Origin of the sequence: Stenotrophomonas sp. GZD-301, from assembly GCF_049310345.1 — a bacterium.
GTDB lineage: Bacteria > Pseudomonadota > Gammaproteobacteria > Xanthomonadales > Xanthomonadaceae > Stenotrophomonas.
This window is the reverse complement of sequence record NZ_JBMOWY010000047.1, coordinates 1-22680: the sequence shown is the minus strand read 5'-3', so window position 1 is coordinate 22680 and position 22680 is coordinate 1. Positions and strand designations below refer to the sequence as shown.

Sequence of the window (22680 nt, the reverse complement as noted above, 5' to 3'; positions counted from 1 at the left end):
ACCGCCCCCGCAACCGCTTCCACCGCCTGGCAGGGCAACCCGGCAGCCCGGTTCATTCAGCTCCCCCGGCGCCGGCCCGTCGTGATCCAGCCGCGCTCGGCCATCGACACCGGCGGCCCGTCCCCCACCACCACGTGGTCCAGCAGCCTCACCCCCACCACGCCCAGTGCCTGCTGCAGCTCGGCAGTGATGAGCTGGTCGGCCGAGGAGGGCTCGGCATGGCCGGACGGATGATTGTGGGCAACGATCACGGCCGCGGCGTTGTGAAGCAGGGCACGGCGGACCACTTCACGCGGGTAGACGGCGGCTGCATCGATGGTGCCGGAGAACAGTTCTTCGTAAGCCACCGTCCGGTTGCGCGTGTCCAGGAACAGGACGGCGAACACTTCATGCGGGCGTGAGCGCAGCCGTTGCTGGAAGTAGCGCCCCGCCGACGTCGGGTCGCACACACTGTCACCCCGCGCGAGCTGGGCCAGAAGATGGCGGCTTGCCAGCTCAAGCGCGGCGATCAGCATGCAGGCGCTGGCGGGGCCGAGGGCCGGCAGCTTCTTGAGCGTGTTGGCATCCATATCCATCAGTCGCCGCAATGGCCCGTGCACATCCAGCAGCAGACGGGCGCTCTCGACTGCGTTCGAGCCCTTGGGGCCCTTGCCGATGAACAGTGCCAGGAGCTCCGAATCCGACAACGCCCCCGGGCCGCGTTCCATCAGCTTTTCCCGGGGCCGATCCTCTTCGAGCCAATCTTTGATTGCCATGTGGACAGTGTCTGCCCGACTGCGAAGGGAGCCCATAAGTGGCCGCCCCGCTCTTGCGTAGGAAATGCCGACCATCACGTCGGCGACCTTTCCCCTCATGACCAAAAACGCCCTTCTCATGCCCGTGGGGCATGAGTCGCCCACACCCCATCAGGTAAGCTAAACGCCTCGGTTCGACAGGAAATTCGCAGGTGGCTGACTCCCCCCAGGCTTCTTCGGCGTCCGCGCGCCCGCTGCAAGGCCAGAAGCTGTTGTTGTGCGTGGGTGGCGGCATCGCTGCCTACAAGTCGCTTGAGCTGGTGAGACGCCTGCGCGATGCCGGTGCCCTGGTGCAGGTCGCGATGACCGCCGGTGCCCAGCAGTTCGTGACGCCGCTGAGCTTCCAGGCGCTGTCCGGCCAGCCCACCCGCACCACGCTGTGGGACAGCGCGGCCGAACAGGCGATGGGCCACATCGAGCTGGCCCGCTGGGCCGATCGCATCGTGGTCGCCCCGGCCACCGCCGACCTGCTGGCACGGCTGGCGCACGGCCATGCCGACGATCTGGTCACCACGCTGTGCCTGGCCACCACCGCGCCGCTGACGGTGTGCCCGGCGATGAACCACCGCATGTGGCAGCACCCGGCCACCCAGGCCAACATCGGCCTGCTGCGCGAGCGCGGCGCCCAGGTGATCGGCCCGGAAGACGGCCCGCTGGCCGAAGGCGAATCCGGCCCGGGCCGGCTGAGCGAAGCGCACGCCATCGTGGCCGCGTTGGCGCAGGTGCAGGCACCTGCCGCCGCCGACGCGGAAACCGCCGAATTGAAGGGCCTGCGTGTGCTGATCAGCGCCGGCCCCACCTATGAAGACCTGGACCCGGTGCGCTACGTGGGCAACCGCAGCAGCGGCAAGATGGGCTATGCGCTTGCCGCCGCCGCCGCGCGCCTCGGCGCGCAGGTGGTGCTGGTCAGCGGCCCGGTGCACCTGGCCACGCCACCGGGCGTGCAGCGCGTGGACGTACGTTCGGCCGCGCAGATGCGCGCCGCCGTGCTGGGTGCGCTGCCGGCCGACATCTATATCGGTGCGGCGGCGGTGTCCGATTACACGCCGCGCCAGGTGGCGCCGCAGAAACTGAAGAAGACCGCCGGCACCCAGACGTTGACGCTGGAGCTGGTGCGCACGCCGGACATCCTGGCCGAAGTGGCCGCGCAGACCAACTCGCTCAAGCTGGTGGTCGGCTTTGCCGCCGAAACCCACGATGTGGAGAAGTACGCGCGCGGCAAGCTGGTGGACAAGCGCCTGGACCTGGTGATCGCCAACCAGGTGGGCATCAGCAACGGCGGCTTCGAAAGCGATGAAAACGCCGCCACTGCGTACTGGCAGGGCGGGGAGCAGGCGTTCCCCGGTACCTCCAAGGCCCGGCTGGCCGAACAACTGTTGTCCCTGATTGCCCAGAGGTTGCACGCATGACCATCGATTCCACCCTGCAGCCGCTGCAGGTGAAGCTGCTCGACCCGCGCTTCGGCGATACCTGGCCGCTGCCGGCCTACGCCACCGAACACAGCGCCGGGCTGGATCTGCGCGCGGCGCTGGAAACCGAGCTGACCCTGCAGCCGGGCGACACGGCGCTGATTCCCAGTGGCATCGCCATCCACATCGCCGACCCGAACCTGGCGGCCGTGGTGCTGCCGCGCTCCGGGCTGGGCCACCGCCACGGCATCGTGCTGGGCAACGGCACCGGGCTGATCGACGCCGACTACCAGGGCCCGCTGCTGATCAGCGCCTGGAACCGCGGGCGCGAGCCCTTCACCCTGCAGCCGGGCGATCGCATCGCGCAGCTGGTGGTGCTGCCGATTGCACGCGTGGGCCTGCAGGTAGTGGATACTTTCACCGACAGCGCCAGGGGAACGGGTGGATTCGGCCATACCGGGGTGCGCTGACAGGGGAAAGCATCCATGAGCAAGGCGAAGGCGGAAGGACAGTCACCGTTGGCGATCGGACGCTCGGCGCCGCTGCTGGCCGGTGCGCTGGTGCTGCTGGCGATCTGGTTCGGCTACAGCGGTGTGCGGCAGTGGCGGCAGGCCTCGGTGGGCCAGACGCTGGAGGCATCGCGCGACGCCGTGGTGCAGGGCCTGCAGGCGGCACTGACCTCGCAGGGGGCGCAGCTGCAGAAGGTGCTCAAGAGCGAGCGCGTGGTGGCGGCCCTGGCCAGCGGCGATGCCGACGCCAGCGCCGTGGCCATCCGCGAAGGCTGGCCGGGCGTGGAAGAGGTGCAGGTGCTCGGCGCCGGCCTGGATGCGGCCTATGCCGATCCGAAGGCCTTTGGCTACTCGCGCCTGGCCCTGCTTGAGGCCGCTCTGGCCGACGACAGTGGCAAGCCCGTGCTGCGCGTGGTGCGCGATGCCGGCGGCCAGCGGCTGGGCCTGGCCAGCACCGTTACGCTGGGCCCGCAGGGGCCGGCGGTGGTGTACGTGCGCCAGCCGTTGCTGCGCCTGACCAGCGCCTTCGATGCCGTGCAGGTGCCGTCGGCCGGCTACCTGGCGCTGCGCCAGGGCACCTTCAACGTGGTCGAGCAGGGCGCCGGCGAGATGGCCGGCGGTGCCGAAGCGTTGGCCCGGCCGATCGGCGCCAGCGGGTTCCGCCTGGCCGCCGCCGTGCCGGATGTGGAGCCGGGCCCGATGGGCCTCGGCCCGATCCCGAGCGCGGTGGTGGCACTGCTGTTGCTGGCGATGGCCGGCCTGCTGCTGCTCGGCAAGGGCAAGGTGCAGCTGCCGCGCCGCCGCGCTGCCGGCGCCGACGAGCAGGGCGATGGCCCCACGCTGCGCGAGAGCCTGGAACAGGCGCCGCTCGTGCCCGTTGCGGGCACCGAAGCAACGCCGCCGCCGGTGCCGCAGGTACCGGCCGAGGACATCGCCGCCGAGATCTTCCGCGCTTATGACATCCGTGGCGTGGTCGGCCGCGACCTGACCCCGAAGGTCGCGGCGCTGATCGGCCAGGCGATCGGCTCGGTGCTGCAGGTGCAAGGCCTGCGCGAGATCGTGGTCGGCCGCGATGGCCGTCTGTCCGGACCGGACCTGACCGCCGGGCTGATCGAAGGCCTGCGCCGCGCCGGTTGCGATGTCATCGACATCGGCCTGGCGCCCACGCCGGTGGTGTACTTCGCCAGCTACCACCTGCGTGCCGGCAGCTGCGTGGCGGTTACCGGCAGCCACAACCCGCCGGACTACAACGGGTTCAAGATCGTGGTGGGCGGCGAGACGCTGTCCGGCGATGCGATCACCGAGCTGTACCAGCGCATCCGCGACGGCCAGCTGCACGTGGCCGCCGAGCCGGGCAGTTTCCAGACCCGCGAGGTCAATGCCGACTACATCCAGCGCATCGCCGACGATGTGCAGCTGGACCGCCCGCTCAAAGTCGTGGCCGATGCCGGCAACGGCGTGGCCGGCGAGCTGGCCCAGCCGCTGCTGGAGGCGATCGGTGCCGACGTCATTCCCCTGTACTGCGATGTGGATGGCACTTTCCCGAACCATCACCCCGATCCGAGCGATCCGCACAATCTGGACGACCTGATCCAGACCGTGAAGCGGTTCGACGCGGACATCGGCCTGGCCTTCGATGGCGATGGCGACCGTCTGGGCGTGGTCACCCGCGAAGGAAAGATCATCTACGCGGATCGTCTGCTGATGCTGTTCGCCGCCGATGTGCTGATGCGCAACCCGGGCGCGCTGGTGATCTACGACGTGAAGTGCAGCGGCAAGCTGTCCGACTACGTGCTGCGCAACGGCGGCAGCCCGCTGATGTGGAAGACCGGCCATTCGCTGATGAAGGCCAAGATGCGCGAGACCGATGCCGAGCTGGCCGGCGAGATGAGCGGCCACTTCTTCTTCAAGGAACGCTGGTTCGGCTTCGATGACGGCCTGTACGCCGCCGCGCGCCTGCTGGAAATCCTGGCCCAGCGCGATGAGTCGCCGTCGGAGGTATTCGAGGAACTGCCCGACAGCGTGTCCACGCCGGAGTTGAAGGTGCCGGTCGAATCGGGCACGCCGCATGCGCTGGTGTCGCTGTTCGTATCGGCCGCGCAGGGGGAGGAGTCACCGTTCATCGGTGCGCGCCTGTCCACCATCGATGGCCTGCGCGCGGACTTCCCGGACGGCTGGGGCCTGGTGCGCGCGTCCAACACCACGCCGGTGCTGGTGCTGCGTTTCGAGGCCGACGACGAGGCGGCGCTGGAGCGGATCAAGGCGCTGTTCCGTGCGCAGCTGCAGCCGCTGCTGCCCGGTGTGGAGTTGGGTTTCTGACGGGTGTACCGACCAACGGTCGGTACCTACCGGGTGACGCCCGACCGGTGGTCGGCCATCACCCTTTGAACCGCAGGCCCACGCCCGGTTCGGTGAACAGATAGCGCGAGTCCAGCGCGGAATCGCCCAGCTTGTGGCGCAGCTTGCCGACCAGGATGCGCAGGTAGTGGGTGTCGTGCTGGTGGGTGGGCCCCCAGATCTCCGCCAGGATCTGCGGCTGGGTCACCACGCGTCCGGCGTTGCGCAGCAGCAGCGACAGCAGCGCGTATTCCTTGCGCGTCAGCGCCACCGGCGCGCCGTCCAGGTGCACCTCGCGGCGGGCCAGGTCGATGTGCAGATGCCCGTCGTCGAAATGCGGCAGGGCGCCGTCGCCGGTCACCGTGCGCGCGCGCAGCAGCGCCCGCACGCGGGCCATCAGTTCCTGGGTGCCGAACGGCTTGGTCACGTAGTCGTTGGCGCCGTTGTCCAGCGCCCGCACCTTCTCCGCCTCACCGGCGCGCACGGTCAGCATGATCACCGGTACCTGGCTCCACTGGCGCAGTTCGGCCAGCACCTGGTGGCCCTCCATGTCCGGCAGGCCGATGTCCAGGATCACCAGATCGCTGCCGTCGGTGGCCAGCAATGCCAGCCCCTCCTGGCCGCTCGCCGCCTGCTGCACCGCGTACCCCTGCGCGCGCAGGCTGATGTCGAGGAAGCGGCGGATCTGCGCTTCGTCGTCGATCACCAGCACGCGTGCGGGAGGCACGCCGGAAGAGGGGTCAGGAGTCGTCGTTGTCATCGGCAGGGTGAGGTTGCAGCAGCGGCAGCGTGATGCGGATGAGAGTACCGCGTCCATCGCGCCCCGGCAGTGCCTGCACGCTGCCGCCATGCGCGCCGATCATGCCCTGGCAGATGGTCAGGCCCAGCCCGGTGCCGTGGCGCCCGCGGTCGCCGCGTTCCACGCTGTAGAACATGTCGAAGATGCGCGCGCGTTCCTGGTCGGGAATTCCCGGGCCGGCGTCGAGCACGTCGATGCGCAGCTCGCCCTCCACCAGCCGTGCCTGCACCTCCACCGCCGCACCGGGCGGGGAGAACTTGGCCGCGTTCTCCATCACGTTGAACACCGCCTGCTCGACCAGCGCCGGGTGCACCCAGATCGGTGCAAGCGTGGCGGGAATGTCCAGTTTCAGCTGTACGTCGGGCTGGTAGCGCTGCAGGCGGCGCGCCGCCGAGCCGACCAGTTCGTCCACGCCGATCCAGTCGCGGTTGATCTTCAGGCCATCGTGGCCGAGCCGGGTCATGTCCAGCAGGTTCTGGATATACCGGTCCAGCCGCTCGCCTTCGATCAGGATGGTGTCCAGCAGGGCGCGGCGGTCGGTGGCATCCATAGCGTCGGCATAGCTGGAGAGGCTGTCGGCCGAGCCGATCATCGCCGCCAGCGGCGAGCGCAGGTCATGCGAGACCGACGACAGCAGGGCCGAGCGCAGACGCTCGGTCTCGTTGCTGACATGCGCCATTTCCAGGTCGGCCACCAGCTGCGTGCGCAGCGCGGCCTGGGCGATGTCGTCCACCATCGCCGCCGCCAGCTGGCGCTGCTCTGGCGCCAGCCGGGCAGTGGTGCGCGGAAAGCGCATGCCGGCCACGCCGATCGCGCGATCCTCGCCATCCAGCAGCGGCAGGAACCACCATTCCGCGCCAGCCAGGGTATCGGTGAAGCGGCCGCTGGGCTGTCCGTGGCGGAAGGCCCAGTCCGCGGCGGCCAGGTCGGTTTCGCCGGGGGCCGCGCTGCCGCTGGTGCTGGTGTCCTGGCCGATGCGCAGCCAGGCCGGGGCATCCAGCGCCTGCTCCAGCGCTTCCCGGCCGGCCTGGGCAACCTGCTCGTTGCTCGGTGCGCGGGTCAGCTCGCGGCCCAGCGCCTGCCGCGCATGGGCATGCCGGTTGGCCGCGCGCAGCGCCACCACCTGCATGCGCAGGCGCGAGGCCAGGCGGCCGGCGACCAGCGCGGCGGCAAGGAACAGGAACACCGTGATCACGCCCTGGCGCGCGCTGATGGCGAAGGTGAAGCGCGGGGCGATGAAGAAGAAGTTGTAGGCCAGGAAACACAGCGCTGCGGCGATCACCGCCGCACTGGTGCGGCTGCGCGCGGCCACCATCACCACCGCCACGATGAACACCATCGACAGGTCGTACAGGCCCACCCAGCGCTCGGCGAACAGCGCCACCAGGCAGGCCAGCGCGGTGGCGCCCACCGCCAGCAGCATGTCCTGGCCGGCGCTGCGGTTGGCGATCGCCAGCCCCGAGCGGCGCGCGCGGGCACGCGCCTGCGGGGTGCCGATGATGGTGATCTCGTAGTGCGCGCCGCGCTGGATCAGCTGCTGGGTAAGGGTGCGGTTGAGCATCCGCGCCACCGGCCGTTCGCGGGTGCGGCCCAGCACAAGCGTGGACACGCTGTTGTGCGCGGCATGGTCGAGCAGGGCATCGGCGATGCTGTTGCCGTGCAGCAGCTCGGCCTCGCCTCCCAGCCGGCGCGCGAGCGCGAACGCGGCATCGATCTCGCGCCGCGTGTCCTCATCCTGGCGGCGGCCCTGCACGGTCACCACCGTCCACGGTGCATCACGGCGCTCGGCGATGCGCCGCCCGACCCGCACCAGGTACTCGCTCTGGCCACCGCCATCAATCGCCACCAGCACGCGGCGGCGCAGCGGCAGGTTGCCTTCGCCGCGCGCGGCGCGGGTTTCGCGCAGGCTGCTGTCGACCCGGTCGGCCGCCTCCTGCATCGCCAGTTCGCGCAGCGCGGTCAGGTTGGCCGGCGAGAAGAACGCCTGCAGCGCCTGCGCCGCCTGTTCGGGCACGTACACCTTGCCCTGCTGCAGGCGCTCGATCAGCTCGCGCGGCGGCAGGTCCACCAGCACGATGTCGTGCAGGCGGTCCAGCACCGCATCGGGCACGGTCTCGAAGACCCGCACGCCGGTGATCCGCATGACCACGTCGTTGAGGCTTTCCAGGTGCTGGATGTTGACCGTGGTCCAGACGTCGATGCCCGCTTCCAGCAGCTCCATCACGTCCTGCCAGCGCCGTTCGTGGCGGCTGCCCGGCACGTTGCGGTGGGCCAGCTCGTCCACCAGCACCAGCGCCGGGCGGCGCGCGAGGATCGCGTCCAGGTCCATTTCCAGCAGTTCGAAGTGCTGGTATTCGCACTGCATCAGCGGCACCTGCGGCAGCCCGTCCAGCAGCGCCGAGGTCTCGGCGCGGCCGTGGGTTTCCACCAGCCCGATCACCACGTCCACGCCGCGGCGCAGCTGTTCGTGCGCGCGGCTGAGCATGCTGTATGTCTTGCCCACGCCGGGCGCGGCACCGAGGAACACGGTGAGTTTGCCGCCGGCTTCACGTTGCAGGCCTTCGACCAGGGCATCGGCCTGGCGGGTACGGGAGTCGCTCATGGGTGGCGATTGTGCGCCCGCAACGGTACGCAGCGCATCAAGGCATGCCGTGGAGCGGCTGTGCATCCAGCGCGACGTTCAAGGTCATCACGTTCACCCGCGGCTGCCCGAACACGCCCCATTGCGGGCCCTGGGTGTGGGCCTGCACCAGCGCCTGCACCTGGTCGAGGGGCAGGCCACGGCTGCGCGCCACGCGTGCCACCTGCACGGCGGCGGCCGCCGGCGACAGCTCCGGGTCCATGCCCGCGCCCGACTGGGTCACCAGGTCGCCGGGCACCTGTGCCACGGCGACGCCCTCGCGCAGGGCGACCGCCTGGGTCGCCTCGCGCACGCGTTCCTGCAGGGCCGGGTTGCTGCGCGCCAGGTTGCTGCCGGCCGCAGCCATCGGGTCGTAATTGGCCGCAGAGGGGCGCGGCTGGAAATAACCGTCGCCCACGAACGGCTGCGCGATCAGCTGCGAGCCGCGCACCTGGCCATCGCGCAGCAGCAGGCTGCCATCGGCCTGCGCCGGGAACAGCAGCCGGCTGGCGCCGGTGGCGGCCACGGCGTAGGCCAGGCCGAGCAGCAGCAGGCTGCTCAGGCCCAGCACGATCGCCGGACGCCATGCGCTGTCCTGCTGCAGGGTGGAGGCGGCGGTCGCACGTGACGGCGACGCGTGGGGAAGGGAGGAAGCAAGCGAGCGGTTCATGCGCCGAATACCGAGACGAGGAGGAGGTCGATCAACTTGATGGCCGCGAACGGCAGCAGCACGCCGCCCAGCCCATATACCAGCATGTTCCGGCGCAGCAGCGTGGTCGCCGTGGCCGGGCGGAAGCGCACGCCGCGCAGGGCAAGCGGAATCAGCGCGGGGATCACCAGCGCGTTGAAGATCAGCGCCGCCAGTACCGCGTTGCGCGGGCTGGACAGGTGCATCACGTTCAACGTGGCCATCGCCGGCAGCGTTGCGGCGAACAGCGCCGGCAGGATCGCGAAGTACTTGGACACATCGTTGGCCAGCGAGAAGGTGGTCAGCGCGCCGCGTGTGATCAGCTGCTGCTTGCCCACTTCCACTACCGCCAGCAGCTTGGCCGGGTCCGAATCCAGGTCGACCATGTTGCCGGCCTCCTTGGCGGCCTGCGTGCCCGAGTTCATCGCCAGGCCGATGTCGGCCTGGGCCAGCGCGGGGGCGTCGTTGGTGCCGTCGCCCACCATCGCCACCAGCCGTCCGCCGGCCTGCTCGGCACGGATGCGCGCCAGCTTGTCCTCGGGGCGGGCCTCGGCGATGTAGTCGTCGACCCCGGCCTCGGCCGCGATGGCCGCGGCGGTGAGCGGATTGTCGCCGGTGATCATCACCGTGCGGATGCCCATCGCACGCAGCTGGGCGAACTTCTCGCGCATGCCGTGCTTGACCACGTCCGACAGCTCGATCACGCCCAGCACGTGCCGCCCTTCGCACACCACCAGCGGGGTGGCGCCGTTGCGCGCCACCTGCTCCACGCGCCCGGGCAGTTCGGCCGGCACGGTGCCGCCGAGCTCGCGCACGTAGGCGGTGATCGCATCGGCGGCGCCCTTGCGGATGCGTCGGCCGCCCTCCAGGTCCACGCCGGACATGCGCGTCTGCGCGGTGAAGGCCAGGTACTGCGCCTGCGCCGGCTCGGCGGTGGTGCAGCCCTGTTCGCGCGCCAGGCGCACGACCGATTTGCCTTCGGGGGTCGGGTCGGCCAGCGAGGACAGCAGCGCGGCCTCGCGCAGCTGGGTCGCATCGATCCCGGCCAGCGCATGGAAGTGGGTGGCCTGGCGGTCGCCGTGGGTGATGGTGCCGGTCTTGTCCAGCAGCAGCACATCCACGTCGCCGGCCACTTCCACCGCCTTGCCGGACTTGGCCAGCACGTTGGCCGCCAGCGCACGGTTCATGCCGGCGATGCCGATGGCCGGCAGCAGCCCGCCGATGGTGGTCGGGATCAGGCACACCAGCAGCGCGATCAGCAGCAGCGGGTCCACCGTCACGCCGACGAACGCACCGATCGCCGGCAGGGTCGCCACCACCACCAGGAAGGTCAGCGTCATTGCCGCCAGCAGCAGGGTCAGCGCGATCTCGTTCGGGGTTTTCTGGCGATTGGCGCCTTCGACCAGCGCGATCATGCGGTCCAGGAAGCTGTGCCCCGGCTCGGCGGTAATGCGCACCACGATCTGGTCGGACAGCACCTTGGTGCCGCCGATGACACCGCTGCGGTCGGTGCCGGCCTCGCGCAGCACCGGTGCCGATTCGCCGGTCACGGCGGCCTCGTTGATGGTGGCCAGGCCCTGCACGATCTCGCCATCGGCCGGCACCAGTTCACCGGCACTGACGATCACATGGTCGCCGGGGCGCAGCTCGGCGGCCGGCACATGGGTCTCGGCCGCACCGGGATGCGCGGCGGCCAGACGCCGTGCGGTCAGGTCCTGGCGGGCACGGCGCAGCGATGCGGCCTGGCCACGGCCGCGCGCTTCGGCGACGGCCTCGGCGAAGTTGCCGAACAGCACGGTCAACAACAGGATGCCGGTGACCGCCAGGCCGAAGCCCAGCGGCGCGTTGCCGGTCAGGGTCACCAGCAGGCTGACCACGGTGCCGGCCATCACCACGGCCATCACCGGGCTGTGCAGCAGGTGCTGGGGCGAGAGCTTGATGACCGCATCGCGCAGGGCGCGCCGCCAACCGGCGCCGTCGAGCAGGCGCGGGTGGCGGTGGGTGGAAGCATTCAACGGATAGGTGCTCATGGGGTCGTGTCTCAGTGCAGCGTCAGCGACAGGTGGTCGGCCACCGGGCCAAGGACCAGCGCCGGCATGAACTGCAGTACGGTCAGGATGGCGATCAGCGCGATCAGGGTCAGCGCGAACGTCGGGGTTTCGATCTGCAGCGTGCCGGCCGATTCGGGGGCACGGCGCTTGGCGGCCAGCTGCGCGGCCACGATCAGCGGAATCACCAGCACCGGGTAGCGGCCCAGCAGCAGCACCACGGTGCAGCTCAGGTTCCACCACACCGTCGCATCGCCCAGCCCTTCAAAGCCCGAGCCGTTGTTGGCGAAGGCCGACACGTACTCGTAGAACACCTGGCTGACGCCGTGGAAGCCCGGGTTGGAGGTGCCGGTGATCGCGGGGATCGCCAGGGTCACGGCGGTGAACCCCAGGATGGTGATCGGCTGCAGCAGCACCAGCAGCGCCAGCAGGCGGATCTGCGGGGTTTCCAGCTTGCGGCCCAGCAGTTCCGGCGTACGGCCGGTCATCAGGCCGGCCAGGAACACGCCCAGCAGCAGGTAGACGATGAACTGCTGCAGGCCGCAGCCGATGCCGCCCCAGATCGCATTGACCAGCATGTTGATCATCGGCACCGCACCGGCCAGCGGGCTGAGCGAATCGTGCATGCCGTTGACCGAGCCGTTGGATACCTGGGTGGTGATCGCGGCCCACAGGCCGGTGCCGTCGGCGCCGAAGCGCACCTCCTTGCCTTCCATCAGCAGCGGACTGGCGGCTGTGGCCGAGTGACCTTCCAGCCAGACCGTCGCGGCCACGGAAATGCTCGACATCGCCAGCATGCAGCCGAACACCAGCCCGGCCAGGCGCTTGCGGCCGGTGAACGCGCCGAGCATGAACACCACCGCGATCGGGATCAGCAGGATGCCGATCAGCTCCAGCGCGTTGGACAGCGGGGTCGGGTTCTCCAGCGGCATGCTGCTGTTGGGGCCGTACCAGCCGCCGCCGTTGGTGCCCAGCTGCTTGGCCGCGACCATCGCCGCGACCGGGCCGAGCGGCAGCTTCTGCGTCTCCATGCCTGCAGCGGCGTCGATCGGCGTGGCGGTCGGGCCACCGGCCAGCGTGGACGGCACGCCCTGGCTGGTCAGCAGTACCGCCCACAGCAGGCACAGCGGCAGCATGAAGCGCACGCAGGCGCGCACCACGTCGGCGTAGTAGTTGCCCACGTCGATGCGGCGGTCGGCCGGCAGCAGGTGGGTCTGGCCAGGCGCGGGCTCATCCGGCCGCGCGCCGAACAGCGCCCGCAGGGTCGCCACGACCAGCGCCAGGCCCATCATCGGTGTCACCACCTGCAGGCCGGTGATCGCGGTCATCTGGGCGAAGTAGGACAGCTGCGCCTGGCCCGAATAGTGCTGCTGGTTGGTGTTGGTCAGGAACGACACCATCGTGTGCAGCGCGGTGTCCCAGCGCATGTTGGGGATCTGGTCGGGATTGAACGGCAGCCAGGCCTGGGTCATGAACACGGCCTGCACCAGCGCGGCGATGACCACGTTGCTCAGCAGGAACGCGCCCACGTAGCCGCGCCAGGACATGCCGCGTGCGGGGTTCACCCCGAGCAGCCGGTACAGCGGTTTCTCCACCCACCCGAATACGGCGTCGCCACGCATCGGCGCGCCACGCATCACCCGGGCCAGGTACAGCCCGAGCGGGAAGGCCAGCACGATGCTGGCCAGCAGGATCAACAGGATCTCGGTCATGGTCGGCTCCGGTCAGAACGCTTCGGGCCGAAGCACGACATACAGCAGGTAGGCGGCGGCGACGAGCACCAGCACGCCGCACACCAGGGAAAGCCAGGCAGGCATGGTCGTGGCCTCAGCGGTGGGAAAGGAAGGGCGCGGTGCGGGGCGCACCGGCAGCACGCGCGCGCGATCGGCGCCGGTCGGCGCTCGCGGCAGGGAACACGGTCGAATACAGGCTCATGGGACGTCCAGGTGGAACCACTCCACGTCAGGCGTGCATGGTGGTCCTCCAGGGCGTAAACGCTCCACGCCTGCCAGGCCGGCGGCGCGTAAAGAGTGCATAAAAAGGTGCGTTCCGACCCTGCGGCCGCCGCCTCGCCAAAAAAAAGCGGATGCCCATGCATCCGCCCGTTGGGTTCCGTCGTGGTGCCGGGCGCTGCCCGGCCGCCTTACCCGCGTGGATCGCTTGCCACACCCTTCAGCAGGCGATAGCGCTGCAGCGTTTCCTCGATCTCCGCATCCAGCGCGGTGCGCTGCTGCTCGAACGAGGCCTGCATGCGCTTCTGCGCCAGCAGTTCGGTGTGGCGCTGGCGGATTTCCGCGGCCTGCTTGTCGGCCACCGCTGAGCCAGCCAGCTCACGGTTGCCTGCCATCGACAACAGCGTGACCAGCGCGTCGCGCAGGCTGGCCACGTTGTAGTGGGCGGTCTGGATGTTGTTGTCCAGGATGCCGGTCCGTTCGACGAACACCCGGCGCAGGTCCGCCTCGTTCTCATACGTGGCCAGCATCGCCTGCTCGGTGCGCTGGCGGGTCTGCTCGGCGGCCAGGTCCAGCTGCCGCTGGGCGGCTTCCACCGCAGCGCCGGCGCGTTCCTCGTCGGTCATCGCGCGCTGCACCTCACCGCGACGCAGGCCGCTGTTGACGCTGAACTCCTCGCGCGCGGCGTTCACCGCGTCCTGGGGCAGCGCATCGCTGCAGATCCGTTCGTTGCCCTGGTTCCAGCAATAGAGCTTCTTCGGCTTGACCGGCACATCGCTGTGCGCCTTCTGTGCCTGCGCCCACGGTGCTGGCAATGCCAGCAGCAGGCCGATCACGACAATGGCGGAAACCCTGGACATGGTGGACAGCCCCCTGCTGTCAGCGCGTAGGACGGCTGCCGTAGCGGGAACGATAGTCCTCCAGCGGCTGCCTGTAGCCGACAAGTTCCGGATTTCCGGAGGCAAAATCAAGCAGGTCGGCCAGCGTGGCCACGGCCACCACCGGAATGCCGGCTTCCTCGGCCACGGCCTGGGCGGCCGAGCGCAGGTCGGTTTCCGACGCGATCTCCTGGCGGTCCAGCGCCACCACGATCCCGGCCGGGGTGCCGCCGGCGCCCTTGATGATGCCCAGTGCCTCGCGGATCGCGGTACCGGCAGTGATCACGTCATCGACGATCAGCACGCGCTTGCCATTCATGTCCGCGCCGATCAGGTTGCCGCCCTCGCCGTGGGCCTTGGCTTCCTTGCGGTTGAAGCTCAGCGGCAGGTCGCGCCCGCGCTGGGCGAACTCGCAGGCGGTCGCGGTGGCCAGCGGGATGCCCTTGTAGGCCGGCCCGAAGACCACGTCGAACTTCAGCCCGGTGGCTTCCACCGCGTCGGCATAGCAGGCCGCCAGCTGGGCCATGCGGGCGCCGGAATCGAAACGGCCGGCGTTGAAGAAGTAGGGGCTCAGGCGGCCGGACTTCAGGGTGAACTGGCCGAAGCGCAGGGCATCGGCGGTCAGGGCCAGTTGCAGAAAACGGTGGCGATGGTCGCTCATCTAGACTCTATTCAATTCATTTGGAGCGCAAATCCTAATGCATGGGCGGCAATTCAGGCTCGCGGCAGACGGTCGCGGGGCCTGCAACGGCCGGATCCGGCCAGCCGGGCCGGGGGCCAACCCGGTATGCTTTGCCGGTTACCGCTCCAGACCCGGGTCAGCATGCGCATCATCAGCTTCAACGCCAACGGCATCCGTTCCGCCGCCACCAAGGGCTTCCTCGACTGGTTCCGCGCCCAGGACGCCGACGTGCTGTGCATCCAGGAGACCAAGGCCCAGGAAGACCAGCTGACCGACCCGATGTTCCGCCCGGACGGCCACCACTGCTTCTACCGCGACGCCATCACCAAGAAGGGCTACAGCGGCGTGGCCATCTACAGCAAGCGCGAGCCCGACCAGGTGATCACTTCGCTGGGCTGGGCGCCGTTTGACGATGAAGGTCGCTACATCGAGGCCCGCTACGGCAACCTCAGCGTGGTCTCCTTCTATATCCCCTCCGGCAGCTCGGGCGACCTGCGCCAGGGCTTCAAGTACGAGGTGATGGAGTGGCTGCGCCCGATCCTGGCCGAATGGCTGGCCAGCGGCCGCGACTACGTGCTGTGCGGCGACTGGAACATCGTGCGCTCGGCGCTGGACATCAAGAACTGGAAGTCCAACCAGAAGAACTCCGGCTGCCTGCCGCCCGAGCGCGACTGGCTCAACGGCCAGTGCGCGGACGCCGGGCAGGCGCTGGACATCGCCGCCGGCCAGGGCTGGACCGATGCCTACCGCCTGCTGCACCCCGACGGCGAGGACTACACCTGGTGGAGCAACCGCGGTGCGGCCCGCGCCAACAACGTGGGCTGGCGCATCGACTACCAGTTCGTCAGCCCCGGCCTGCGCGAGCGCCTGCGCGGCTGCTCGATCTACCGCGATGAGCGCTTCTCCGACCATGCCCCGTTCACGGTGGACTACGCCCCATGAGTGAAGCGGCGGCGGTGTCGGTGCCGCATACCCCCCTAGAGCGGGCGCGACGTTTGTTCGTGATCCTGCTGCTGGGCTTTGCCTCCGGCCTGCCGCTGGCGCTGACCGGCGGGGCCATGCAGGCCTGGCTGACGGTGGACGGGCTGGACCTGGTCACGCTCGGTTTCCTGTCGCTGATCGGCATTCCGTACACCTTCAAGTTCCTGTGGGCGCCGCTGATCGACCGCTTCGACATCCCGCTGCTGGGCCGTCGCCGCGGCTGGATCGTCCTGCTGCTGTTCGCGCTGGCCGCCGCCCTTGTCTTGATGAGCAGCCTGTCGCCCTCGCGCAACCTGCCCCTGTTCGCCGGGGTCGCGGTGCTGGTTGCCTGCCTGTCGGCCACGCTGGACGTGGTCATCGATGCCTACCGCACCGACCTGCTGGAACCGGCCGAACGCGGTCTGGGCGGCTCGTTCACGGTGTTGGGTTACCGCCTGGCGATGGTCCTGTCCGGCGGCATCACCCTGATCTGGGCCGAGCAGTGGCAGAGCTGGCCGCAGGTGTACCGGGTGATGGCGGGGCTGGCGGTCGGGGTAGGGGTGCTGGCGCTGCTGTTGATGCCGCGCCTGCCGGCGCGCTTCACCGCGCCGGTGTCGCGCGCCGGTGGCGAGCTGCGCGGGTTCGTGGCACTGGTGGCCGGTGTCGCGGTCGGCGCCTGGGTGGTGCACTACCTGCTGGTGCTGGTCGGCCTGGACCCGGACAGCAGCGACCGCTGGACCCGGCTCACCTTCGTGGTCAGCCAGATCGCCGGCGCCATGATCGTCGGCCTCGGCGTGACCCGCTGGATTCCCTTCCAGACCCTCAACGCCTCGCTGCGCAGCTACTTCGGCATGCGCGGGGCCGGCGCGTTCCTGGCGCTGGTGGTGCTGTACAAGATCGGCGACGCGTTCGCGCTCAGCCTGTCCACGCCGTTCCTGCTAAAGGGCATGGGCTTCAGCCAGGCCGAAGTGGGCCTGGCCAACAAGACCATCGGTCTGTTGATGACCATCGTGGGCGCCATCGTCGGTGGCTTCTTCCTGTTGCGCCTGCGCTTGTCACAGGCCCTGTTGGGCTTTGGCGTACTGCAGCTGGTGTCCAACCTGGGCTTCTACGCGCTGGCCCGCGAAGGTGCCGGGGCGTGGGGCTCGGTCACCGTGCCGGCCTTCAACCTGCTGATCGTGCACCTTGAGCACCCCACGCTGATGGACAGCCTGCTGCTGTTTGCCCTCAGCCTGGACAACTTCGCCGGCGGCATGGGCACGGCAGCCTTCGTGGCCCTGCTCAGCGGCTTGTGTGGCACGCGCTTCTCGGCCACGCACTACGCGCTGTTGTCGGCGTTCGCCACGCTGGGCCGGGTGTTCGTGGGACCGTTCGCTGGCGTGCTGGCCGACGCCTACGGCTGGCAGACCTTCTTCCTGGTCTCGGTGCTGGTCGGCATTCCCGGCCTGCTGATGGCCTGGTGGCTGCGCCGCGAAGTGGATGCCACCACCCAGGCCCCGACCACGGGCTGACCGCCAGCGGGTGGCCGGCCGCTCCGGTTTGCCACCCGCGATGTGCTGTTGGATGATGGGTACTGTTGTGCCGTGGGGGCGGTGCTTGCCAACGGGGAGAACAATGGTCGATCTGCTGCTGCGGGATCTGGACCCGCTGTTGAACGAGCGTATCCGGCGCGTCGCCGTCGCCCGTGGCTGGACCCGTGAACACACCTGCATGGTGCTGCTCGAACAGGGCCTGTTCGCCAGCGAACTGGAAGTCCGCAGCGGCTTCCACGACCCCGAAGTCAACGCCCTGGCCGACGCCATAGCAGCCCTGCAGGCCCTCCCCGACGCCCCCCCGTAGAGCCGGGCTCTGCCCGGCTGCGGTCAGCGCGATGCCATCCCCCGGCTATCCCTCCGCACGCCCCCGTAGAGCCGGGCTCTGCCCGGCTGCTCTTCGCGCAACACCAACCTGCCCATCAGAACCCGCCACTACGCCAGATGGATCGCGCCCAGAATCCGCGGCCCGCGCGCGCCGCTGACGCTCGGCAGGTTGCCCGGCAGGCCGTCCAGCGTCCGCTGCGCCAGCCATGCGAACCCCATCGCCTCCAGATAATCCGGGTCCAGCCCATGCATCGCGCTGGATTCGATGACCACGCCCGGCAGGCGCGCCCCCAGCCGCTGCAGCAGCGCCGGATTGCGTACCCCGCCGCCGCACACCAGCACCCGCGCGGCACCCGGCAGGTGGGCCAGCAGCGCATCGGCCACGGTGGCGGCGGTCAGCTCCAGCAGCGTGGCCTGCACATCGGCCGGCGACCGGTCGAGGGTCCCCATCGCCGCCTCGGCCCAGGCCAGATGGAACTGCTCGCGCCCGGTGCTCTTCGGCGGCGGCAGCGCAAACCACGGGTCGGCCCGCCAGGCGGCCAGCAGTGCGTCATCCACCCGGCCGCTGGCCGCGAACGCGCCCTCGGCATCGAACGGTGCGCCGCGGTGGCGCAGGCACCAGGCATCCATCAGCGCGTTGGCCGGCCCGGTATCGAAGCCGCGCGGAATGCCCTCACGGGGAATCAGGGTCAGGTTGGCGATGCCACCCAGATTGAGGATCGCCCGGTCCTCGCCGGCGCTGCCCAGCATCGCCAGGTGGAACGCCGGCATCAGCGGCGCGCCATGCCCGCCGGCGGCCACGTCGCGGCGACGGAAATCGGCCACCGTGGTGATCCCGGTCAGTTCGGCGATGCGGTTGGCATCGCCGAGCTGCCAGGTAAAGGCCGGATCGCCCAGCGGGCGGTGGCGCACCGTCTGGCCGTGCGAGCCGATCGCGCGGACCTGCGCGCGCTGCACGCCGCTGGCGCGCAGCAGTGCATCGGCGGCGGCGGCGAACTGGATGCCGACCTCGGCGTCGATCCGCCCCAGCGCGTCCAGCGAGGCGATGTCTCCGCCTTCGCCCAGCGCGATCAGCTCGGCACGCAGCGCCGGGTCCCAGGGATGGGTATGCCCGTGCACGAAGCGGCAGCCGCCCTCGGCGGGAAACTGCACCAGCGCGGCATCGATGCCATCGGCGCTGGTGCCGGACATCAGGCCCAGGTAAAGCGGAGTGTGCGGATCGACAGCAGTCATGGCAGGCGCTTGTACGGAGTGCAGCCAGCTTCCGCGCAAGCAGCGGCCGTCGTCAATGCGCGGGTGGCCGCGCGCATCGGACCGGCGGCGCGACGGTCAACCGCGGCTGGGCTTGGCCGGCTTGGCGGCGCTGGCGGTGGCCGTCGCGGCCTTGCCCGCCTCCGGTGCCGGCGAAGCGTCGGCGTAGATCAGCTTCTCCATGCCCTGGATGCGGGCCAGCGCCGGCGCGGTCTGCGCGCGGAACGCGGCCAGCTCGCTGCCCTGCAGCGGCTCCGGCGGCGGCATCGTCACCGACAGCGGATTGCGGTGCACGCCGTTGACGCGGAATTCGTAGTGGAGGTGCGGGCCGGTGGCCAGGCCGGTCGAGCCGACATAGCCGATCACCGTGCCCTGCGCCACGCGCTGGCCGGTCTTGATCGCACCGAAGCGCGACATGTGCCCGTACAGCGTGGTGTGGCCGCGGCCGTGGTCCAGGATCACCACGTTGCCGTAGCCGCGCTGGGTGCCGGCGAACTGCACGCGTGCATCGCCGGCGGCCATGATCGGCGTGCCGGTGCGCGCGGCGTAGTCCACGCCCTTGTGCATGCGCATCTTGCCCAGCACCGGGTGCTTGCGCGCGCCGAAGCTGGAGCTCAGCCGGGCGAACGGGATCGGCATGCGGATGAAGCTCTTCTTCAGCGGCCGGCCGCTGGCATCGAAGTACTCGGACTTGCCGTTGCGGTCGAAGCGGAAGCCGCTGTAGGTCTTGCCACCCGAGGTGAAGGTCGCGGCCAGGATCTTGCTGGTGTCCACCTTCTCGCCTTCGCGCCAGGTCTCATCCAGCACCACGCTGAAGCGGTCGCCGGGCTGCAGGTCCTTGGAGAAGTCGATGTCGTACTTGAAGATCTCGTCGGTCATCGTGGCGATCGCCGACGGCGACAGGCCGGCCTTGCGGGCCGCGGCGTACAGCGAACTGGTGATCTCGCCGCTGGCGACGATGCGGCGGGTCGACGACTCGCGCTTGATCACCTTTTCGGTGATCTGGTTGTCTTTCAGCGACAGTTCGACCCGGTTGTCGGCATCGCGGTCGAAGCGGATCGTGCGCAGGTCGCCGGACAGCGGCAGGTCGAAGGCGATCTCCGCACCCGGACGCAGCTTGGTCAGGGCCTGGCGTGCGCCGGGGTGCTCCAGCACCTGGTGCATCACCGTGGCCGGGATGCCGGCCTCGTCGAACAGGTTGCTCAGGGTCTGGCCGCGCTGCACGCGCAGCACCTGCCAGCTGTCACCCGGGGTCTGCAGCCGGCGTTCCTGCGCCAGCGGCGGCAACGGCAGGGCCAGCGTGGCATGGCCGTCGGAATAGGGGGACTCGATGGTGTGCGAGAAGCCGGGGACGATCGTGGCCACCAGCGCGCCGATGGTGGCGAACAGGCTGGCATGCATCCAGTGACGGCGGGTCCAGCGCTGGTTGAAGGCCGCGGGCAGATGCTGCTTGAGCTTCCGATGGAGGGCGGTGTCGTGAAGGACGTGAAGGCGTTCCTTGAAGCGCTGCTTGCGCGCGCGGCCTTGATCGGAGTTCAGCATCGTCGGTCTGTTCCTGGCTGGCCCGGGAGCGCGGGCCCAAACGTCGGTAACATAGACAGGTATAAATAGTGCGTCAAACCCTTGTGCCTATTGGCTTTTGTGAAGCGCTTGCGGTTAACTTGTAATTAACGTCATTCATGTAAATAAGGCATTGCCGGGAGTTGTCACGTGTCCTCGATTGAAGAAGCCATTGCCCTGATCGGTCGTGGCGCCGATGAGATCCTCAAGTCCGAGGAGCTGCGTCAGCGTCTGGAAAGCGGCCGTCCCCTGCGGGTCAAGGCCGGCTTCGACCCCACCGCCCCGGATCTGCACCTGGGCCACACCGTGCTGTTGAACAAGCTGCGCCAGTTCCAGGACCTTGGCCACCAGGTCATCTTCCTGATCGGCGACTTCACCGGCATGATCGGCGACCCCTCCGGCAAGAACGTCACCCGCAAGCCGCTGAGCAAGGACGACGTGCTGGCCAACGCGCGTACCTATGAGGACCAGGTCTTCAAGGTGCTGGACCGCGACAAGACCGAAGTCCGCTTCAACTCGGAGTGGTTCGGCAAGATGGGCGCCGCGGACATGATCCGCCTGGCCGGCCAGCACACCGTGGCGCGCATGCTCGAGCGCGATGACTTCGCCAAGCGCTACGCCGCCCAGCAGTCGATCGCCCTGCACGAGTTCCTGTACCCGCTGGTGCAGGGCTACGACTCGGTGGCTCTGGAGGCCGACGTCGAGCTGGGCGGTACCGACCAGAAGTTCAACCTGCTGATGGGCCGTGGCCTGCAGGAGCACTACGGGCAGAAGCCGCAGATCGTGCTGACCATGCCGCTGCTGGAAGGCCTGGATGGCGTGGCCAAGATGTCCAAGTCGCTCAACAACTATATTGGTATCAGCGAGCCGGCCATCGACATCGTCACCAAGACCATGAAGATCGGCGACGACCTGATGTGGCGCTGGATCGAGCTGCTCTCCTTTGATATCAGCGAAGCCGAGGCCAAGGCCCTGCGTTCGCAGGTCGAGGCGGGCGGGCTGAACCCGCGCGAGGTGAAGCTGCGCCTCGCGCGCGAGCTGACCACCCGCTTCCATGACGCCGCCGCTGCCGAACAGGCCATCGCCGGCTGGAATGCCGCCGTGACCGGGCAGGGCGATGTGACCCTGCTGCCGCTGCAGGAAGTGGCGATTCCGGCCGAGGGCCTGCGGATCGGTGCGCTGTTGACCGCCGCCGGTCTCACCCCGAGCAACTCCGAGGCGTCCCGCAAGCTCAAGGAGCGGGCGGTGAAGGTGGATGGCGAGGTCGTGGACGACGCCCAGAAGGTGTTCGAGCCCGGTTTTGAAGGCCTGCTGCAGGTCGGCAAGCGCACCTTCGCGCGCGTGCTGCTGGTCGTGGCCTAAGCGCCACAAGGGTTTCCGGCCGCGGAGACGCGGCCGGACCTGAATGGGAGGACGAAGGCGTCAAAAAAAGTGATGTTCCCCCTTCACAAACGCCCCCGATAGGGACATACTTTCCCTCCCCCGACGCAGGGGCCACCGCAAGGCGGCAACCGCGAAGGAACAGGACGCCAACCACTTCGAAAGAAGGTGTTGACGGAAACGAAAAGCCTGACATAATAGGCGGCTCGCAACGACGAAAGCCTCTCGGGGCAAACGACGAAGCGGCATCGGCAACAACGTTTCACTTCGGTGAAACGACCTTGAAAAAAGGTGTTGACGAAGCAGAAAAGCCCGCTATAATGGGCGGCTCGCAACGACGGAAACGTCGCTGCACACGGAGGGAGGCGCTGAGGCCGACTCCAAAGTTCTTTGACAGTATGCGCAGGTATCTTGTGAAGGCGCCTGCAGGAAGGATGATTGTCCATCTTGCAGACGTTTGATCAAGCAACATATCAATTGTTTTAAAGCAAGCGAAACGTTGCCAGCGGTCAAGCATCTGCAGCTTTAAATTTTTAGTCCTCGGACTATGCGTTTTTAAGTGAAGAGTTTGATCCTGGCTCAGAGTGAACGCTGGCGGTAGGCCTAACACATGCAAGTCGAACGGCAGCACAGTAAGAGCTTGCTCTTATGGGTGGCGAGTGGCGGACGGGTGAGGAATACATCGGAATCTACCTTTTCGTGGGGGATAACGTAGGGAAACTTACGCTAATACCGCATACGACCTTCGGGTGAAAGCAGGGGACCTTCGGGCCTTGCGCGGATAGATGAGCCGATGTCGGATTAGCTAGTTGGCGGGGTAAAGGCCCACCAAGGCGACGATCCGTAGCTGGTCTGAGAGGATGATCAGCCACACTGGAACTGAGACACGGTCCAGACTCCTACGGGAGGCAGCAGTGGGGAATATTGGACAATGGGCGCAAGCCTGATCCAGCC

The 22680-nt window shown here is 68.8% G+C and carries 18 protein-coding genes and 1 rRNA gene; 8 read left to right on the top strand and 11 right to left on the bottom strand.

Going from position 1 to position 22680, the window contains the following annotated elements; all coding sequences use genetic code 11:
* Positions 1–56: 56 nt before the first annotated feature.
* Positions 57–755: a RadC family protein gene (radC, locus tag ACO6VK_RS13070; protein WP_422507763.1), complete on the bottom strand. Its 699-nt coding sequence runs from the start codon at positions 753–755 to the stop codon at positions 57–59.
* A 191-nt stretch (positions 756–946) separates the two neighbouring features.
* On the opposite strand from radC, the gene coaBC reads away from it, so the two are divergent.
* The 3 genes from coaBC to ACO6VK_RS13055 are packed head-to-tail and all read left to right on the top strand — an operon-like array spanning position 947 to position 5031.
* Positions 947–2203 (top strand): bifunctional phosphopantothenoylcysteine decarboxylase/phosphopantothenate--cysteine ligase CoaBC, encoded by a 1257-nt coding sequence (gene coaBC / locus ACO6VK_RS13065; RefSeq protein WP_422507761.1) that lies wholly within the window; start codon positions 947–949, stop codon positions 2201–2203.
* Complete coding sequence (gene dut, locus ACO6VK_RS13060; RefSeq protein ID WP_422507759.1) at positions 2200–2673, top strand: dUTP diphosphatase; 474 nt, start codon at positions 2200–2202, stop codon at positions 2671–2673. The genes coaBC and dut overlap by 4 nt, the downstream gene beginning before the upstream one ends.
* A 15-nt stretch (positions 2674–2688) precedes the next feature.
* Entirely contained in the window at positions 2689–5031 is a 2343-nt protein-coding gene (locus tag ACO6VK_RS13055) for a phosphomannomutase/phosphoglucomutase (RefSeq protein WP_422507757.1), read from the top strand.
* Positions 5032–5089: 58 nt separating this feature from the next.
* Here the strand turns inward: ACO6VK_RS13055 and ACO6VK_RS13050 are convergent, their stop codons facing one another.
* The 8 genes from ACO6VK_RS13050 to pyrE all read right to left on the bottom strand — a co-directional run bounded on the left by ACO6VK_RS13050 (position 5090) and on the right by pyrE (position 14695).
* Positions 5090–5809, bottom strand: coding sequence for a response regulator transcription factor (locus ACO6VK_RS13050; protein WP_422507755.1), 720 nt, complete (start codon positions 5807–5809; stop codon positions 5090–5092).
* The gene (locus ACO6VK_RS13045; RefSeq protein ID WP_422507753.1) at positions 5790–8450 is read right to left on the bottom strand and encodes an ATP-binding protein; all 2661 of its coding nucleotides are present in this window, start codon (positions 8448–8450) and stop codon (positions 5790–5792) included. The genes ACO6VK_RS13050 and ACO6VK_RS13045 overlap by 20 nt, the downstream gene beginning before the upstream one ends.
* 37 nt (positions 8451–8487) lie before the next feature.
* Positions 8488–9138, bottom strand: a complete 651-nt coding sequence (gene kdpC / locus ACO6VK_RS13040) for a potassium-transporting ATPase subunit KdpC (RefSeq protein ID WP_422507751.1) — start codon at positions 9136–9138, stop codon at positions 8488–8490.
* Positions 9135–11186 carry a potassium-transporting ATPase subunit KdpB gene (kdpB, locus tag ACO6VK_RS13035; protein ID WP_422507749.1) on the bottom strand — a complete coding sequence of 684 codons (2052 nt, stop codon included), beginning with the start codon at positions 11184–11186 and terminating at the stop codon, positions 9135–9137. The genes kdpC and kdpB overlap by 4 nt, the downstream gene beginning before the upstream one ends.
* An 11-nt stretch (positions 11187–11197) precedes the next feature.
* Positions 11198–12916, bottom strand: a complete 1719-nt coding sequence (kdpA, locus tag ACO6VK_RS13030; protein WP_422507747.1) for a potassium-transporting ATPase subunit KdpA — start codon at positions 12914–12916, stop codon at positions 11198–11200.
* A 12-nt stretch (positions 12917–12928) separates the two neighbouring features.
* Positions 12929–13021: a potassium-transporting ATPase subunit F gene (locus ACO6VK_RS13025; protein ID WP_017355708.1), complete on the bottom strand. Its 93-nt coding sequence runs from the start codon at positions 13019–13021 to the stop codon at positions 12929–12931.
* Between the two features lie 326 nt (positions 13022–13347).
* Entirely contained in the window at positions 13348–14016 is a 669-nt protein-coding gene (locus ACO6VK_RS13020; protein ID WP_422507745.1) for a hypothetical protein, read from the bottom strand.
* A 19-nt stretch (positions 14017–14035) separates the two neighbouring features.
* Positions 14036–14695 (bottom strand): orotate phosphoribosyltransferase, encoded by a 660-nt coding sequence (gene pyrE, locus ACO6VK_RS13015; RefSeq protein WP_422507743.1) that lies wholly within the window; start codon positions 14693–14695, stop codon positions 14036–14038.
* Between the two features lie 162 nt (positions 14696–14857).
* On the opposite strand from pyrE, the gene ACO6VK_RS13010 reads away from it, so the two are divergent.
* The 3 genes from ACO6VK_RS13010 to ACO6VK_RS13000 all read left to right on the top strand — a co-directional run bounded on the left by ACO6VK_RS13010 (position 14858) and on the right by ACO6VK_RS13000 (position 17515).
* A complete protein-coding gene (locus tag ACO6VK_RS13010) occupies positions 14858–15658 on the top strand; it encodes an exodeoxyribonuclease III (RefSeq protein WP_422507741.1) in 801 nt (266 codons plus the stop codon).
* Positions 15655–17187 (top strand): AmpG family muropeptide MFS transporter, encoded by a 1533-nt coding sequence (locus ACO6VK_RS13005; protein ID WP_422507739.1) that lies wholly within the window; start codon positions 15655–15657, stop codon positions 17185–17187. Before ACO6VK_RS13010 ends, ACO6VK_RS13005 begins: the two co-directional genes overlap by 4 nt.
* 103 nt (positions 17188–17290) lie before the next feature.
* Positions 17291–17515 (top strand): hypothetical protein, encoded by a 225-nt coding sequence (locus ACO6VK_RS13000; protein WP_422507737.1) that lies wholly within the window; start codon positions 17291–17293, stop codon positions 17513–17515.
* Positions 17516–17643: 128 nt separating this feature from the next.
* Here ACO6VK_RS13000 and ACO6VK_RS12995 read toward each other — a convergent pair whose 3' ends face one another.
* Positions 17644–18768 (bottom strand): anhydro-N-acetylmuramic acid kinase, encoded by a 1125-nt coding sequence (locus tag ACO6VK_RS12995; RefSeq protein ID WP_422507735.1) that lies wholly within the window; start codon positions 18766–18768, stop codon positions 17644–17646.
* Between the two features lie 96 nt (positions 18769–18864).
* The gene (locus tag ACO6VK_RS12990; RefSeq protein ID WP_422507733.1) at positions 18865–20328 is read right to left on the bottom strand and encodes a peptidoglycan DD-metalloendopeptidase family protein; all 1464 of its coding nucleotides are present in this window, start codon (positions 20326–20328) and stop codon (positions 18865–18867) included.
* 168 nt (positions 20329–20496) lie between these two features.
* Between ACO6VK_RS12990 and tyrS the strand changes: the two genes are divergently transcribed.
* A complete protein-coding gene (gene tyrS / locus ACO6VK_RS12985) occupies positions 20497–21708 on the top strand; it encodes a tyrosine--tRNA ligase (protein WP_422507731.1) in 1212 nt (403 codons plus the stop codon).
* 574 nt (positions 21709–22282) lie between these two features.
* Positions 22283–22680, top strand: a 16S ribosomal RNA gene (locus ACO6VK_RS12980); the annotation flags it as partial.